General features: G+C 43.9%; 15 protein-coding genes. 12 read left to right on the top strand and 3 right to left on the bottom strand.

Annotated elements, in window-relative coordinates; translation table 11 throughout:
• Positions 1 to 1,146: an IscS subfamily cysteine desulfurase gene (locus tag AB685_RS05555; protein WP_198530467.1), complete on the bottom strand. Its 1,146-nt coding sequence runs from the start codon at positions 1,144 to 1,146 to the stop codon at positions 1 to 3.
• Between the two features lie 155 nt (positions 1,147 to 1,301).
• On the opposite strand from AB685_RS05555, the gene nadB reads away from it, so the two are divergent.
• From nadB to nadA, 3 genes are read left to right on the top strand one after another with little or no spacing between them, the layout of a single operon-like run.
• On the top strand, positions 1,302 to 2,927 hold the full coding sequence (nadB, locus tag AB685_RS05550; RefSeq protein WP_047969775.1) for an L-aspartate oxidase: 1,626 nt from the start codon (positions 1,302 to 1,304) through the stop codon (positions 2,925 to 2,927).
• Complete coding sequence (nadC, locus tag AB685_RS05545) at positions 2,884 to 3,726, top strand: carboxylating nicotinate-nucleotide diphosphorylase (RefSeq protein WP_047969480.1); 843 nt, start codon at positions 2,884 to 2,886, stop codon at positions 3,724 to 3,726. The genes nadB and nadC overlap by 44 nt, the downstream gene beginning before the upstream one ends.
• Before the next feature lie 4 nt (positions 3,727 to 3,730).
• Positions 3,731 to 4,834 (top strand): quinolinate synthase NadA, encoded by a 1,104-nt coding sequence (gene nadA, locus AB685_RS05540; protein ID WP_047969479.1) that lies wholly within the window; start codon positions 3,731 to 3,733, stop codon positions 4,832 to 4,834.
• A 507-nt stretch (positions 4,835 to 5,341) separates the two neighbouring features.
• Here nadA and AB685_RS05535 read toward each other — a convergent pair.
• Entirely contained in the window at positions 5,342 to 6,262 is a 921-nt protein-coding gene (locus AB685_RS05535) for an IS3 family transposase (RefSeq protein WP_241773257.1), read from the bottom strand.
• A gap of 17 nt (positions 6,263 to 6,279) precedes the next feature.
• Positions 6,280 to 6,600 carry a transposase gene (locus AB685_RS05530; RefSeq protein ID WP_053073732.1) on the bottom strand — a complete coding sequence of 107 codons (321 nt, stop codon included), beginning with the start codon at positions 6,598 to 6,600 and terminating at the stop codon, positions 6,280 to 6,282.
• 501 nt (positions 6,601 to 7,101) lie between these two features.
• Between AB685_RS05530 and safA the strand changes: the two genes are divergently transcribed.
• From safA to queA, 9 genes are all read left to right on the top strand, one after another.
• Positions 7,102 to 8,685, top strand: a complete 1,584-nt coding sequence (gene safA / locus AB685_RS29675; RefSeq protein ID WP_053073731.1) for a SafA/ExsA family spore coat assembly protein — start codon at positions 7,102 to 7,104, stop codon at positions 8,683 to 8,685.
• The gene (locus AB685_RS05515) at positions 8,672 to 9,649 is read left to right on the top strand and encodes a phosphotransferase (protein WP_047969476.1); all 978 of its coding nucleotides are present in this window, start codon (positions 8,672 to 8,674) and stop codon (positions 9,647 to 9,649) included. Before safA ends, AB685_RS05515 begins: the two co-directional genes overlap by 14 nt.
• A gap of 32 nt (positions 9,650 to 9,681) precedes the next feature.
• Positions 9,682 to 10,422, top strand: a complete 741-nt coding sequence (nadE, locus tag AB685_RS05510; RefSeq protein ID WP_047969475.1) for an NAD(+) synthase — start codon at positions 9,682 to 9,684, stop codon at positions 10,420 to 10,422.
• A gap of 100 nt (positions 10,423 to 10,522) precedes the next feature.
• The gene (locus AB685_RS29670; protein WP_053073730.1) at positions 10,523 to 11,275 is read left to right on the top strand and encodes a YhcN/YlaJ family sporulation lipoprotein; all 753 of its coding nucleotides are present in this window, start codon (positions 10,523 to 10,525) and stop codon (positions 11,273 to 11,275) included.
• 368 nt (positions 11,276 to 11,643) lie between these two features.
• Positions 11,644 to 12,210: an intercompartmental signaling factor BofC gene (locus AB685_RS05500; protein ID WP_047969474.1), complete on the top strand. Its 567-nt coding sequence runs from the start codon at positions 11,644 to 11,646 to the stop codon at positions 12,208 to 12,210.
• A gap of 175 nt (positions 12,211 to 12,385) precedes the next feature.
• Complete coding sequence (ruvA, locus tag AB685_RS05495; RefSeq protein WP_047969473.1) at positions 12,386 to 12,997, top strand: Holliday junction branch migration protein RuvA; 612 nt, start codon at positions 12,386 to 12,388, stop codon at positions 12,995 to 12,997.
• Positions 12,998 to 13,037: 40 nt separating this feature from the next.
• Positions 13,038 to 14,039, top strand: a complete 1,002-nt coding sequence (ruvB, locus tag AB685_RS05490) for a Holliday junction branch migration DNA helicase RuvB (protein WP_047969771.1) — start codon at positions 13,038 to 13,040, stop codon at positions 14,037 to 14,039.
• Positions 14,036 to 14,236 carry a DUF2905 domain-containing protein gene (locus AB685_RS05485; protein WP_198530466.1) on the top strand — a complete coding sequence of 67 codons (201 nt, stop codon included), beginning with the start codon at positions 14,036 to 14,038 and terminating at the stop codon, positions 14,234 to 14,236. The genes ruvB and AB685_RS05485 overlap by 4 nt, the downstream gene beginning before the upstream one ends.
• 45 nt (positions 14,237 to 14,281) lie before the next feature.
• Positions 14,282 to 15,310, top strand: coding sequence for a tRNA preQ1(34) S-adenosylmethionine ribosyltransferase-isomerase QueA (queA, locus tag AB685_RS05480; protein ID WP_047969471.1), 1,029 nt, complete (start codon positions 14,282 to 14,284; stop codon positions 15,308 to 15,310).
• The last annotated feature ends 79 nt before the right edge of the window (positions 15,311 to 15,389 follow it).

The raw sequence follows: 15,389 nt of genomic DNA, 5'->3' as shown, positions 1-15,389 counted from the left end.
TCAGCCGCTCCTTTTCATCCATTCTTCTATGATTTCTTTCAAAGCCTGCACAGCAAGCTCTAGATCTTTTAAAGTAGTATGTTTACCAAATGAGATGCGAATGAATTCCCGTGCTTCATCCTCTGTTTTCCCAGAAGCAAGCATGGTGCGTGAGGGGGATTGGGATCCGACCTGACACGCGCTTCCTGTAGAAATTGCGATGCCTTTTCTATTGCATTCAAGCATCACATGTTGCCCCTCCATCCCTGAAAGTCTCAGGCCGAGAATATGCGGGAGACCTTTGGCATGTTCACCTTCAACGGTAATCGGAAGCCATAGCTGCTGAATCTGTCTCAAAAAATAGATCCGGAGCATCTCGTACTTTTCTTTCGTATCCAACATCATTGATTCCATCACCTGAGCGGCAGTCACAAATGAAGCGATACCTGGAACGTTTACAGTTCCAGGACGCATACCATTTTCATGGCTGGCTTCTTCGTATGGCGATTTCCAGGTTGCTTTTGGATTGATATATAATGCCCCCACACCCTTGGGACCGTAGATTTTATGGGCGGATATGGACAGGCTTGTCAGTTGAAGCTTTTCAACATCTATTGGTATTTTACCAAATGTCTGTACACAATCGCTATTAAAGAGAATGTTTTTCTCCTTTAAAAGGGAGCCAATCGCTTCAAGCGGCTGCAGGATCCCTGTTTCCGAATTGGCATGTTGGATACTGACTAGGCAGGTATCCTCCCGAAGTGCCGCTTTTAATTGAGATAAAGCAATGATTCCATTCGAGTCTACAGGGAGCCAGGTTACTTCATAGTCCTCTTTTTCAAGAGCCTTGCAAAGCGCATGGATAGAAGCGTGTTCTGTCTCTGTGGTGATGATATGCTTTCCTTTATGTTCGTTTCCCCTCAGGAGAGAGCGGATAGCCAGGTAGTTAGCTTCACTTCCACCGCTTGTAAAGTAAATTCCCTCTGCTTTTCCAGAGATCATCCGGGCAAGTTCAGTTCTGCATGTTTCAAGAATATTGGAAGAGGTACTCCCGTAATCATGTAAACTGCTGCTGTTGCCGTAATATTGGCGTGCCACCTGTTGATAAGCCTCCAAGGCTTCATTACTCATTGGGGTAGTAGCTGCATAATCCAAATAAATCATAATATAAACTCCCTTCCCCATAGAAGTGTGCCAAACTGGTTAATCTAGCAATCTTCTGTTCTTTAAAAGAGCTTTAAAAAAATCTCTTGTCATTAGTATAGAAATATGTAAATATAGGTGTCAAGACACTTATATACACAGGAGGTTTTTTTGTGTCTATTTTACAGCCCAATGTCATTGTAGTCGGGAGCGGACTGTCCGCATTGCTGACTGCAAATTATTTAAGTGAGCATATGAATGTGATTATTTTCACAAAGTCCAGCAAGAATGATAATAATTCTTTTCTGGCACAAGGTGGAGTTGCTTGTGCGATAGAACATACAGATTCTTGGCAATTGCATTATGAGGATACCCTTTCGGCGGGCTGCTACCACAATGCCGAGGAGGCTGTGGAAGTCCTTACAAAGCTTGGTCCAAAAGAGTTGCAAACGTTAATTCATAAAGGTATGAAATTTGATCAAAACTCGCAGGGAGAATTTTCCCTGGGAATGGAGGGGGCCCATTCAAAAAGGAGAATCCTACATGCCGGGGGAGATCAAACTGGTAAAGAGCTGATGGAGTGGCTTCAATCGACGCTTTCAGAGAAAGTACTTATGGTGGAGCATGAAACCGTTATCAGGCTTCTGGTTGATAACAACACCTGTTATGGCGTTCAAACGATGAACAGAAGCGGGGAGAGAACAGATTACTCTGCATCGTATGTGGTTTTGGCCACTGGTGGAGCCGGTGCTCTTTACCCATACACATCGAATAATGAGAGTATTACCGGCATGGCCCTGTCCCTGGCATATCAGGCCGGAGCGGCACTGACGGATCTTGAGTTCATGCAGTTTCATCCGACAATGCTTTCGGTGGAAGGAAAAGCGGTAGGGCTTATCTCGGAAGCGGTGCGGGGAGAGGGTGCTTACCTCCAAAACGGCAAGGGTGACCGTTTTATGGAAACGAATCATCCATTAAAAGATTTGGCACCAAGAGATGTGGTCTCAAGGGCGATTTTCCATGAGCTGGACATGGGAGAAACTGTCTACTTGAATATTAAAGACGTTGAAAATTTTGAAGAGCGGTTTCCTGCAATTACAAGCCTTTGCAAAAAGAATGGTATCAATTTGAAAACAAATCGTATTCCTGTTGTCCCTGGCGCACATTTTTATATGGGAGGTATTCATACAACCATTCACGGTGATACGACTCTTCCTGGACTGTACGCTGTTGGGGAGGCCGCTTGCAATGGGGTACACGGAGCCAATAGACTCGCAAGCAATTCCCTGTTGGAGACTATCGTATTTTCCAAAACGCTTGCCGATCATCTTTTAACTTTAAAACCAACTGACCAGCTACTGCTCTGGAGCCGAAGAGCAAATGTTATAAAGGATACGGATGTGCTGCAGCAACGGGCGATGCCACTCCCGACAAAAGCAGATATACAACAAATGATGATGAAGCATGCGGGAATTGTCCGCAATGAGGAAGGTTTAATGGAATTGAAATGCTGGTTGCAAATCTTTCAACCTTATTGGATAGCAATTGATCATCTAACAGAAATTTTTGATATAGAAGAAATAGAAAAAATCCACATGCTTCATCTATGCTATTTGATTACTGAGGCAGCTCTCCAAAGACAGGAAAGCAGAGGTGCTCATTATCGATCTGACCATCCGTTATCCAAGGAAGTGTGGAGACAAAACAGAATCATGCATGTACAGATGGAAAAAAACGTGGGGATAGAGGAGAGGGTTACAGATGAATACAATCATGTTGCAAGAGATGCTGCGTCATTTCTATAAAGAAGATATCGGAGAAAGAGATGTAACCTCGGAGGCGCTTTTTGATGAAAATGAGATGGGGGCAGGTACGTTCCTGGCAAAAGAGAGCGGGATATTTGTAGGACAGCAAATAGTGAAACAAGCTTTTAGCATCCTAGATCCTGCCAGTAAGGTAACACTTTTCAAAAATGATGGAGAGTGGATAGAGAAAGGGGATGTACTCGGAACGGTGGAAGGTAATATGAGAGCTTTATTGGGAGCTGAGAGAGTGACGCTGAACCTAATTCAGAGACTCAGCGGGATTGCCACTCTGACATCTGAAGCCGTATCCAACCTGAGAAGTGAGCATACAAAAGTGTGTGATACAAGAAAAACCACTCCGGGATTGCGCATGTTGGAAAAGTATGCAGTCACTTGCGGCGGCGGATACAACCACCGTTTTGGATTATATGACGGAGTGATGATCAAGGACAACCATATTGAATTCGCCGGATCCATTACAGAAGCTGTAAAACGAGTACGCGAGAAAATAGGGCACATGGTAAAAATCGAGGTGGAAACGGAATCCCTGGCTCAGGTGCAGGAAGCTGTGGAAGCAGGTGCGGATGTCATCATGTTTGATAACAGGACTCCTGATGAAATCAGAGACTACATCCAGCATGTACCGAAGAATGTGATCACAGAAGCTTCCGGGGGGATCAACCTCACCAATATCGCTTCCTTCCGGGAAACAGGAGTCGATTATATATCTTTAGGTTTCCTCACCCATTCAGCTAAGGCGCTGGATATAAGTTTTAATGTTGGAACGAAAGGAGTTTAACAACATGAATATTTTAGACTTAGTGAAAAAAGACAATGGGATGCTGCCTTCCAAATATCGTGACATGACAACAGACGAAATGAAAGTGAGAGTTAAGGAAATAAAGGCGAAACTGGGATCCGACCTATTTATCCCGGGACACCATTATCAAAAAGATGAAGTGATAGAGTTTGCCGATGCGACTGGGGATTCCCTTCAGCTTGCCCAAGCTGCGGCAGAGACGACCGCTTCCTATATAGTTTTCTGTGGTGTTCACTTTATGGCGGAAACAGCAGATATTCTGACAAATCCAAACCAGGTAGTGGTGCTGCCGGATATGCGAGCAGGCTGTTCCATGGCTGACATGGCAGATATCCATCAAACGGAGCGTGCATGGACAAAGCTGGAACAGGTCTTTGGAGAGACGATGCTGCCGCTTACCTATGTGAATTCGACCGCTGCTATCAAAGCCTTTTGCGGAAAAAGAGGAGGGGCAACAGTAACTTCCTCCAACGCGCACAAAATGGTGGAATGGGCATTTACTCAGAAAGAAAGAATCTTATTTTTGCCAGATCAACACCTCGGGAGAAATACAGCCTATGATCTAGGAATACCTCTAGAGGAAATGGCTGTTTGGAACCCTATCACAGACGAGTTGGAATATGATGGTGACCCTTCTAATGTAAAGGTTATTTTATGGAAAGGACATTGTTCCGTCCATGAAAAATTCACGCTCGGAAACATTGCCCAGCTGAGAACAGAAAAGCCGGAAATGAAAATCATTGTCCATCCTGAATGCACATGGGAAGTCGTGCAACAAAGTGACCAAGCAGGAAGTACAAAATATATAATTGAAACAATTAAAGGTGCAACAGCCGGAAGCAAGTGGGCAATCGGAACGGAAATGAACCTTGTCAACAGAATCATTCAACAGCATCCCGACAAGGAAATTGTTTCGCTCAATCCGAACATGTGCCCATGCCTCACAATGAACCGTATCGATCTTCCGCACCTATTATGGGCCCTTGAGTCCATTGAAAACGGAGAAATCATCAATAGGATAACAGTTGAAGATGAAGTAGCAGAACAAGCAATTTCCGCCCTAGACAAAATGTTAGAACATGCCTGATATTATTGTACCAGCCTAGATGCACGTAGCTTAGGTGGTGGGATCCAATAGGTGAACCTTGACGCAGAGGACGAATAAAAGGGGCATGACAGCTGAGAAAATGGGTTTGGCATCAACTCGGTGTGTTTTGGCATGAACTAGTGCTGTTTTGGCACGAACTCGAGGCAGTTTGGCATCAACTCACCTCCGCTTGGCACGAACTTTAAAGAAAGTACTTGGTTAGTGTGGATTTACCAAGAAAAAAGTATGATTTTTCGGCTTTTTACTTTGTTTTTATAAAAACGTATGAAATTTTTCATAGATGATTAGTAACAACCTTATTTTTGACTTTTTATTAGCAAATAACATTACTCTTGAATAAAAGCGGTTCAACCCCCTAAGTTTGGACACATACTCCATTTTTCTAGGGTTATCTCAAGATTTCAATTTCCTACCGCGCTTCCGCTTGGTTGCCCCGAGAAGAAAGGTTAAAGAGAATCGCTTTAACCTTTCTTCTCGGGGTAAACATTACATCGTTAATTCTACTGGATTCACCGTTTTAGCTAACCATTTGGCATAATATTCGCTTGGACTGTAGTCGTTTAGACTGCCGTGATACCTTCTATTATTATAAAATTCAATATAAGTATCTACTGTATCAAACGCATGATCAAAAGTAATAAATTCGTTTTTCTGATAACATTCTCTCTCAAGCACACTATGAAAAGACTCTATATAAGCATTCATATTTGGTGATTTTGGTGGGATCCTTTCATGTTCAAACTTATCTATACTGAACTGTTGAAAATGATTACTTATGAACTGTGGACCATTATCTGAACGGATAATAAGTCTACTCTCGTCTTCAACGGCTTTTGTCATTTTAATACCGCGCTTCATCATAGCTTTCATCAACATTTTCGTAATTTTTGGCGCTTCGCAAGTCTTCCCAAGATAGTACCCTACAATCTTTCGATCATACACATCTATGGCGCTCACAAGATAGAAGAAACGTCGAGAATTCATCACATATCCATACTTAATATCAACCTGCCACAACTGATTAGGACCTGTAATCTTACGATTCTTGGCGAGCTTACGTGGGTGCTTTTGTTTCGTTTGCCGTTGAGGCATCAAGATATCAAGCTCCTTACATAGTCGATACACTTTCTTCTTGTTGATAATGAGATGATACATCTTTCTTAAGACTTTTGTTAATTTCCTATATCCGTATATCTCCTCTTCGCCTTCTATGAGCTGCATTAAATAAACCTTGATGGTTTTATCTTTGACCTTCTTCTTCGTTTTTCTATTCAGAGAGTATCCTGGTATAGGCCTTCCCCCCGTAGCTACCTTAGCTATTGGTGGATTAGCCAAACGATAATAGTAAGTAGAACGGGTAATGGAAGCATACTTTAATACACGACTGGCCGGAAATCCCTCATCGATCCACTCTTTGGCAAAAGCTATTTGTTCCGAAAGGTCGGTAAGTTTTTTTTTACCATCTCACGAAGCATCGCTACCTCTAGTTCTTTCTCGCCTAAAAGTTTCATGGCATGGTCATACTTCTTTTGCAGTTCTTGAGTAGAAGGAGACTCTGAAAGAGGGGTAACACCATCTGTTTCCATTTCTGCTTCTATTTCATCACGGTACTGTTTTATCCAATTACCTAAGGTAGAACTACTCACTCCTGTTTTCCTAGCTATAAAAGCAGTATTTCCAGATTCAAGTGCCATTCTTACGTATTGCTTTTTTACATCTTCCATTGGTCCATTGCGTTTACTCATTTGGACTCCTCCTTTGATACTTCTATGATAATATCTTTTGAAGTAGGTGTCCAAATGAGTTAGGGGGCTAAATAGAAAGCACCTTCCAAAAATAGGATCATGTTGTTTGCATGCTCCCCTTGTAGCCGGATTGAAAGGGAATAGGGAGATGAGCGAGGATCATGAAGCTCACAGATTTCCCCTGTAGCCTGAAGTGCAAGGTGAGAGACTCCAGCGGGAGGTAGCGGTAGACTTGAGACCCCACAACGAAGTGTGGGAGGCTCAAGCACCGCCCCGCGGGAAGCGAACACCTGGAACGAAAGACTACAGGGAGATAAAGCTATCACCAAATCTATAATCACAATAAAAATGGGCGCCAACGGAAAAATAAACTTTTTCCCTGTGGTGTCCATGTTTTTTATCATAAATTCCCTTTTTCACGCATATGTTGATGTGAAGAATAGTGGCAAAATGCCTACACGACTCATAGACTGTAGAGACTTTGCTAAGGAGGGAAAATCCTTGAAAATCCATATTGTCCAAAAAGGGGATACATTGTGGAAGATTGCCCAGAAATATAACGTGAACTTCGAAGAGTTAAAGAAATCGAATTCACAATTAAGCAATCCTGACATGATTATGCCTGGAATGAAAATAAAAGTGCCGATGGCTGGTGTGCCAGTCAAGAAAGAAAGCCAAGTGATGGGTGTGACGAAAGAAGCACCAAAACAAGTGATGGGCGTACAGGCGCCGAAAGCACAGCATCCTTATAAGGAGATGCCGAAGAAGCCTGCGGTAAAAGAGCAACCGGTTAAAGAGGCGCAGAAAACACCATACACACCAAAGATGCCCCAATTGAAGCCATACTTCCCAGAGGTGGAAGTGAATAACTATTTTACCCAAAAACAGCCGACAAATGTGAAAATGCCTAACGAAAAAATGCCGAACGAGAAGATGCCTAACATGAAAATGCCTAATGTCAAAATGCCGAATATGAAGATGCCTAACATAAACATGCCTAACGTGAACATGCCCGTGAACATACCTAAACCAAAAGAGGAGAGTCCGGAAAGTCCGGAGCAAGTGATGGGTGTCCAGCAACCTGCTCCACAGATGGAAGAGTGCTATCCTGTATCTCCGGTTTTACCTGGTAGCGGTTTATGTCCTCCTCCATGTCCTCCGAAACACCATCATCACCATGGTTGGGGTCCAGGATGGGGAGCTCCAGGAATGGGAATGCCAGGAATGATGCCCGGAATGCAAGGAATGGGAATGCCAGGAATGATGCCCGGAATGCAAGGAATGGGAATGCCAGGAATGATGCCTGGAATGCAAGGAATGGGAATGCCAGGAATGATGCCTGGTATGCAAGGAATGGGAATGCCAGGGATGATGCCTGGAATGCAAGGAATGGGAATGCCAGGAATGATGCCTGGAATGCAAGAAATGGGAATGCCAGGAATGATGCCTGGAATGCAAGAAATGGGAATGCCGGGGATGATGCCTGGAATGCAAGGAATGGATGGATCGCAAGTAATGGGAGTGGAGCAAGGCGAAGAATCTCCCGATGTTGATTACGGGCAAATGCAACAACAAATGATGCAACAGATGCAACAGTTGCAACAGATGGGACAAATGCCGAATATGAGCCATGAAGAGATGGAAAATGCCGTGATGGGCGTTCAGGATCAGATGGGTCAAAACGGTATGCAAGGAATGGGAATGCCACAAATGATGCCAGGGATGATGCCTGGAATGCAGGGAATGGGAATGCCGCAAATGATGCCACAAGGAATGCCTATGGGTCCGATGGGCGGAATGGGCGGATATCCATGTTATCCAATGGGACCAGTTTCACCAGGTTCAGGATTCGGGCCAATGGGTGGCGACCAGCAACAAGTAGCAGGAGCAAGTTCCGGTGGGGATTGCGGGTGTGGAGCACCGCAAGGCTATCGTAGCGATGGAACATATGGTTACGCCCCATACGGCTATCCTATGGCACCTCCAGGGTATTATAACCCACAAGGATATGGTTACGGCTACGCCAATGACGAGCGGAATGAAGGGTCAGATTTTGAAGGTCCGGATAACGATGATGAAAGCTGATCAACCGAACTGTAGAGACGATTTCAATCGAAATCGTCTTTTCTTCCGTTTAATTTATGAAACGGACCTGCAAATTCAAAGTTACAGTAAAATAAAAAACAACCTATTTAAAATTCATACAGACGAGGGTATCTATATTTTAAAAGGATATGCAGAACTCGGAAACCTTGATTCCATCATTCAATTCAGCCATCTCCTACATATTAACGGATTCAGTGTAGGGGCTATGTATGAGAAATTCAGCGATGGACGGTATGTCATAGCTGACCAAGGGTATTATTGGGTTCTCACACGTTTCATCCCCGCAAAAAGGAGATTTTCTTTCCTAAAAGAAGAGGACAGGGTGGCTGGATTGCTTGTTCTCCAAGATTTTCACCACCATTCCAAAAAAATCATTCCTTCTCTTCCCCTGGATATTCCACTTGAAACGACGATACAAAAGTGGAGAAATCGTCTCGAATTGTTTGATCAAAATGCACCTTTTTTGGCAAAATGGTTTAATCCCGGAGTAATTAGTGAAATTGTATATTATAGTCACCTTTCACTTAAAGAGTTGACCGCGAATGTAACCAATTCGGAAAATGTTGTTTTGCATGGGGATGTGGCAAGTCATAATTTTATCCGAAGTACAGATAATAAAGTGTATTTAATCGACTTTGACCTGCTTTCAATTGGTAATGGGGAATGGGACTACGTTCAGTATGCCAGTCGGATTCTGCCTTTCCTCAAATGGAACAGGGCCCAGTTTGAGTCGCATTCTTTTCTAGAGGACAAACTCAAAAGGCTTCCGTGGTTCTGTGCAGCACTTTCTTTTCCGATGGACATCCTGAGAGAGGGAAACCGGTTCTCCCAAACCATGGATGATGAAGCAGTGCCAAGCAGTTATGCCAATCTCTCCTTTTTCATTTCTACCTGGAACCTACGCAAACAATTTTTGACGAATTACAACAATCTGATACAATAATCAATAATGCCAAATGGAGGGAAGAATACGTAATGGAAGAAAAAATTGCCAAGTTAGTACAATGGATTCAAGAAAAAGTGAAGGATGCAGGATTAAACGGAGCAATTGTCGGTGTTAGTGGAGGAATCGATTCCGCAGTTGTCGCCCACCTGATCAAAAGAGCATTCCCCGAAGATTCCCTAGGTGTGATTATGCCATGTAAAAGTGACCCAAAGGACCAGGAACATGCACTTGAAGTAATTGAAAGCTGTGGAATCTCCCACACGACAATCGATCTTTCCGATACACATACCGTGCTTTTTTCTGCGATGGAAAAGCAACTGAAGGAAAAAGGCGAATGGAACGAAGAAACTTCCCGTCTAGGAGATGCAAATACCCGTGCACGTCTTCGCATGACCACCCTCTATGCAGTGGCGAACAACTATGGCTATTTGGTTGTAGGGACAGACAATGCAGCGGAATGGCACACAGGGTATTTCACCAAATATGGTGATGGAGGAGTCGATCTTGTACCTCTTGTACATTTTACAAAAGGGGAAGTCCGAGATATGGCAAAGGTGCTTGGAGTACCGGATAGCATTGTCAATAAGGCTCCGAGCGCAGGACTATGGGAAGGTCAGACGGATGAAAATGAAATGGGAACAACTTACAACATGATAGACAGCTTTCTCAAAGGCGAGGAAGTTCCCGAAAAAGACAAGCAAATCATTGATAGAATGCACAAACGCACGGAGCATAAAAGACAATTGGCCTACGGACCTCCAAAATTTTAAGAACTTGGAGAGAACTAACAAAATAAAACACCCCTTAACTTGTCACCCTAATGGAGAGTACATCTATAGTACTCAACTGACTCGTTAGGGGGTTTTTACATTGAGGAAGTCACTATTCACTGTAACCTCTGCGGCACTTTTACTTGGCGGTCTAGCCGGCTGCGGCCAAAAGGAAAGTGCAACAGACAATAGGTATTATGAGGAAACAAGACCTATTGGATATTACACAAGCGAACACAATCCTTATGTAAACAATGACCGTACACGTCGTGAACCGGAAGAAAGAGGGAATGCCCGTCTTCTGGAAGATAATGATGGTCCACTGAACGAAATTCTGGACCGCTCTGTTATCTATGACGAAAAAAGAGTAAGACGCAACAAGGACGAGGGAGTCAGACAGACAAGAAACAGAACCGATTACGGCGGTATTATGAACATCGGAAATGATACTCCACGTTTCAGCCGTACAGATAAAAATTACCACGGCAGCCTGAATGGTATCGAAAATGTCGGCAACCCGTCATATTATAATAACTATGATGGCAAATTGGCCGATCGCTTGTCAAAGCGAGCAGACAAGGTCGATGGAGTGAACGGTGCCCGTGCCCTTATAAATGGGGATGAGATCATAGTCGCAGTAAACCCTGAAAAGGATGCAGACACCCGTAAGCTGAAGCGAGAGGTGCGAAGTGCTGTAGAACCTCTAGTGGAAAATAAAGAATTGCGTATATCTACAGAGGAAAGTGTCTATAACACCGTTCTCACTGTGGATAACGACTTGCGAAAAGGTGAGTGGCATCTGAAAGACCTTGATCATACAATGCGTGGAATTTATCGAACGATGACAAGATAAACCGCCTATAAAACAGCCTCTGCTATTGGGGGCTGTTTTTTCGTATTTCTCTACATTTTCTTAATTTGACAAGCAACGTGTTGAAGTTTTGGATATCTCAGCTGTTTATTGGAGCCCGGGGCGAAGACTCCAGCGGGAGGTAGCGGTTGGTGGAGACCCCGCAGGCTTGCCGAGGAGGCTCCAGCAGCGCCCCGCGGAAAGCGAAGCCCAGGGCGGAAATAAACAGCGTTGATTAACAGAAACTTTTCATTAGAAAAATTCCCCACTAAGCATGGTTAATATTCCTAAATATGGTCAAACTAAAAAAGATAAGACTAGCAAATTACTTAGAAATTAAACTAAACAGAATGTGAGGGGGCAATGTAACAATGAAACCCATCATACTAAAAAAGTGGATTTTACTTGTCACAGCGTTTGCAACCGCGTTTGGATTGTTTTATACGTTTGCCACTTTTGAAGGTGCAGCAGATGAGAATCAATATGTAGATGAAGAGATTCTTGAGGATGCGTTTGAGGTCAGCGGTCCCTTGACACTGAAGGTTGTACTGGAGCGAATCTATCTCGATGGAGAAGTAAGTGAGGAAATTCTGGATGAAACCGTTTGGGCGATGGAGGATTTCTGGGCTCAGTATGATGAGTGGCAGGTTATCGATTTGGATGGAGAACAGGTAGTATTTCAACAATACATTGACGATATATCACCACTATTGAAATCCAATGGCTATTTTGGCATCTCCAAAGAAGGGATTCTGACCATCTATGAAGGAAAGCCGACGGAAGCATCAAAAATCATCCAATCCTTTTTCCAAATTGATGTTGGAAAGCTGGAAAGCCACCAGCACGAACAATTAAAGGGTGGAATTAGAGTGGTATCAAAAGATGACTATGTACAAGTGCTAGAAACCTTCAAGCCTTATACTACCAAAAAACAATAGGCAGACCGGCATTTATGCTGGTCTGTTTTTTAATTTTTGGGAATTCTATCTTACTAGTGTTTGTATCTTAACAATTACACTAAAATATGCTATCTTTTTCTTTTGAGCCGATTGTTTGTTCTATTCATGGTAAAATGGAGAATAGAAGTTAAACATAAAGGGGAGTATTTGGACGTTGATCGATTTTATTAGAGGTTTTGTGGAATATGTGTCACCGGAATATGTCGTTGTGGAAGTGATGGGAGTGGGATATCAGGTTTACACCCCGAACCCTTTCATCTACAGGGTGGACAAGGATAAAGAAGTGACAATCTATACATACCAGCACGTGAGAGAAGATATATTGGCCTTGTATGGCTTTAAAACAAGAGAAGATAAAAATCTGTTCATGAAGCTGTTGAACGTGACAGGCATCGGACCAAAAGGGGCACTTGCCATTTTGGCATCAGGACAACCAGCCCAGGTCGTACATGCCATTGAGAACGAAGATGAAAAATTCCTGGTGAAATTCCCTGGAGTCGGGAAGAAAACAGCAAGGCAAATCATTCTTGACCTTAAAGGAAAGCTGAACGATTTGGTTCCAAGTGCTTTTCCAGATCTGTTTCAACCGGATGTGGAAATAGCAGTACCGGGTTCCAGCAGCTCAGCATTGGATGAGGCTTTGGAAGCACTGAAGGTACTTGGCTATGGAGAACGCGAAATCAAGAAAATCGTCCCTGCCTTGCAGAAAGAAGACTTAACAACCGACCAATATGTAAAAAGAGCGTTGCAGTTGCTCTTGAAATAATGAGGGACCGGACAGAGTCCCAGAAGGGGGGAACCAAATGATGGATGACCGCATGGTATCTCAGGATGCGACCTTGGAGGAGCATTCTTTGGAATATAGTTTACGACCGCAGAGATTACAGCAATATATTGGCCAAGATAAAGTGAAGGAAAATCTGGAGGTGTTTATTCAAGCAGCGAAAATGCGGCAGGAAACATTGGATCATGTTTTGCTTTACGGACCGCCTGGACTTGGAAAAACGACATTGGCAGCAATCATTGCAAATGAGATGGGAGTGCAGCTCCGCACAACCGCGGGACCTGCCATTGAACGGCCAGGGGATTTGGCAGCGATACTGTCCGCTCTCGAACCGGGGGATGTCCTATTTATTGACGAAATCCACCGTCTTCACCGTTCCATTGAAGAAGTCCTTTATCCTGCCATGGAGGATTACTGCCTAGATATTGTGATAGGAAAAGGACCAACTTCCAAATCCGTCCGTTTGGATCTTCCTCCTTTCACACTCGTTGGCGCGACAACAAGAGTGGGATTGCTGACAGCACCTCTCAGGGACCGTTTCGGGGTTCTCAGCCGACTGGAATACTATAACGAAGCACAGCTTACCGAAATCTGCCTACGGACCGCACAGATCCTTGAGATAGGACTCGAACAGGATGCAGCTACGGAAATAAGCAGAAGAGCAAGGGGCACCCCTCGTATCGCCAATCGACTTTTGCGTCGGGTCAGGGATTTTGCCCAAGTATTAGGAAAAGACACCATAAGTGCTTCTTTGGCAACAGAAGCGTTGGACCGCTTGCAAGTGGACAAGCTCGGATTAGATCACATCGATCATAAACTGTTGATGGGCATCATCGAAAAGTTTCGCGGAGGACCTGTCGGCGTTGATACGATTGCTGCTACCATCGGAGAAGAATCGCACACTATTGAAGATGTCTATGAACCATACCTATTACAGATAGGGTTCCTGCAACGGACTCCTCGTGGTCGGGTTGTAACAGATCTAGTGTATCGTCATTTCAATATGGAGGTGCCAAAAGAATAATGGAACTGCCTAAAATGCTGATGGTACTTGGAGCGGTTCTGCTAATTGTAGGACTGTTATGGCAAGTGGTCGGGAAAATACCAGGTGACATTGTCGTGAAAAAAGGGAACATGACCTTTTTCTTCCCGATTGTTACATCCATTATTATAAGTATCGTATTAAGCTTGGTCTTTTATTTTATAGGCCGTTTCAGATAAAGAACACCCTATTTTCAGGGAAGCAAACAAGAAAAGGTGACAGAAATGAAGATAGATTTATTTGATTTCCATTTACCGGAGGAACTCATTGCGCAAACTCCACTGGAACAAAGGGAAGCATCGCGATTGTTGGTGCTGAATAAGGAAACCGGAGAACTGACGCATGAGCAAAGCTTCCGTTCAATATTGGACTACGTTAACGAAGGTGACTGTCTTGTATTAAATGACACAAGAGTACTGCCCGCACGCCTTTTTGGCGTAAAGAGTGAAACAGGCGCTAAAATAGAAGTCCTCTTGTTGAAACAACTAGAAGGCGACACTTGGGAGACGCTCATTAAACCTGCTAAACGAGTGAAAGAAGGTACGGTAGTATCATTTGGTGATGGCAGACTCACGGCAGTATGTGTAGGAGAAAGCGAGCATGGTGGAAGACAGCTCGCTTTCCGCTATGAGGGAATCTTTTACGAAGTGCTAGATAGCTTGGGAGAAATGCCGCTTCCTCCTTATATCAAGGAACAACTAGAGGATCGTAATCGCTATCAGACCGTTTTCGCAAGGGAAACAGGATCAGCTGCAGCTCCGACTGCCGGTCTTCACTTTACGGAAGAATTGCTTGGTGCATTGAAGGACAAAGGTGTCCATACGGCATTCATCACGCTGCACGTTGGGCTTGGCACATTCCGCCCAGTTAGCGTAGATACAGTAGAAGAGCATGATATGCACGCAGAGTTCTACCAGGTGTCAGAAGGGACCGCACGCCTGCTGAATGATGTCCGCAGTAAAGGTGGAAGAATTATTACAGTAGGAACAACGTCAACGAGAACTCTTGAAACAATTGCTCGTGACCATGGCGAGTTTAAAGAGGCGAGCGGATGGACAAACATATTTATATACCCAGGTTATGAGTTTGCTGCCATTGACGGCATGATTACAAACTTTCACCTGCCGAAATCGACCTTGATCATGCTTGTCAGTGCACTAGCAGGACGTGACCACGTGATGAGTGCATACGAAGAAGCCGTCAAACAGAAATACCGCTTCTTCAGCTTCGGGGATGCAATGCTAATACTTTAAATGCAAAGAAAAGCGTTGTGAAACTAGCACCCCCTGTAGATTGAAGTGCAGGGTGTGAGACTCCTGCGGGAGGAAGGGA

The organism is Bacillus sp. LL01 (assembly GCF_001037965.1).
The sequence above is the reverse complement of the archived record's forward strand: the minus strand, read 5'-3'. Positions and strand labels throughout refer to the sequence as shown.